This is a genomic window from Micromonospora sp. NPDC049089, assembly GCF_040648775.1.
In the GTDB taxonomy this organism is placed as follows: domain Bacteria; phylum Actinomycetota; class Actinomycetes; order Mycobacteriales; family Micromonosporaceae; genus Micromonospora.
Window position 1 is genome coordinate 1 of record NZ_JBEZEH010000399.1, and the last position, 1,530, is coordinate 1,530.

Annotated in this window: 2 protein-coding genes; both read right to left on the reverse strand. The window is 72.9% G+C overall.

The window, feature by feature from the left end; all coding sequences use genetic code 11:
- Nucleotides 1-438 (reverse strand): CrcB family protein (locus tag AB0B48_RS33075; RefSeq protein WP_357208582.1); only part of this gene is annotated, 438 nt, incomplete at its 3' end.
- Between the two features lie 131 nt (nt 439-569).
- Nucleotides 570-1,328 (reverse strand): class I SAM-dependent methyltransferase, encoded by a 759-nt coding sequence (locus AB0B48_RS33080; protein WP_357208585.1) that lies wholly within the window; start codon nt 1,326-1,328, stop codon nt 570-572.
- Nucleotides 1,329-1,530 lie beyond the last annotated feature (202 nt).

Sequence of the window (1,530 nt, forward strand, 5' to 3'; positions counted from 1 at the left end):
GGCGTCGCCCAGGGCGACCGCGACGAGCGCACCGAGCACCGTCGCGGCGAGATACGCCAGCGCGGTGCCCGGTGCGCCGACGACGATCGCCTGCTGCACGTCGACCGCGTAGGTGGAGAAGGTGGTGAACCCGCCGAGCACCCCGACTCCGAGGAACGGGCGAGCCAGCGGGGGTCCACCGTCGAGGTGCCCGAGCACCGCCATCAGTACGCCGATCAGCAGACACCCGGCCGTGTTGATGGTGAACGTGGCCCACGGGAAGCCGGTCGGTGGGTGCGGAACGGCGTGTTGCAGGCCGGCCCGGGCCAGCGCGCCGAGCGCCCCGCCGGCCGCGATGGCGGCGAGGATCGTCGCGGGGCGCGCGGTCAACTCGCGGCGGTCGGCGGGGACGCGCAGGTCGACGTCGGGGTCGGTACGCGGCTCGAACGGCTCTGGCACGGCTCCTGAGCGTAGTGCCGGCGACGGCGGCGTCCGCGTACCGCCGCCACAGGGCGTCCGTGCACCGCTGCGGCAGGGCGTCCGCGCACCGCCGGCGACAGGGTGTCAGCGCACGGCCGGCGACGGCCGGGTCAGCGCACCGCCGCGACGGCGGCGTCCGAACCGCCTCGCCAGACCGTGCCCACCTCGCTGAATCCGGCCGCGGTGAGCGCGGCCAGGTGCCACGAGACCGGTGGGTTCCATTCTGGGCTGTGCCCGGTCGGGTAGATGGCGTGTCGCTGGGCGACCAGCGGGGCGAGCGACGGGTCTGCGCCGGCCCGCTGCCACCAGTCCGACCAGGACAGCACCGACCCGGCGGCGTACCGGGCGTTGCGCCGGTCCCGAGCCCGGTTCATCAGCCGCTTGGTCAGCTCCGGCACTGAGTCGTCGGGCATGTGATCCGCGTTGACGAAGACGCCGCCCGGCCGCAGCACGTCGCGCAGCTCGGCGTAGAGCTGCCCGAGCCGGTCTGCCGGCAGCCAGTGCAGGGCGGTGGCGGTGAGCACGGCGTCGTACTCCTGGTGCGGCAGCGTGGAGCGCCACTCGGGGGTGCCGAGGTCGGCCGTGACGATGGTGGCCCGGTCGGCCAGCGAGGCGTCGGCGATGGCGAGCAGCGCCGGGTCGAGGTCGACCAGTGTGGTCTCGGCGGCGGGGAAGCGAGCGAGGGTCCGCAGCGAGATGGTGCCGGTGCCGCCGGCCAGGTCGAGCACACGTGGCGGTCGGCCGTCGAGGACCGCGTCGACGGTGTCGAGCATGGCGGTGAACCGGTGCTCACGGTCCGGCATGAACGCTTCCTGCTGGCGGTCCCAGCTTTCCTGCCAGGCCCAGGGATCCGCGATGTAAGGACTCATGGAGATCAGGCTAGTTACGCCGCCGACGCATTGTCCAGACCTTGTTGCACATCTTTTGCAATTGCGAGAAGATGGCAGGGCGATGATCGAAGCGACGCCCGGGGCGGGGACCCGCCCGCCCCGCCGGGTGTGGTTGTCGGGGTACACTTAGTGTTTGGGGGGGTGGTTGTGGGGGTGGTTGTAGCCCAGGGGGGCGGGTACC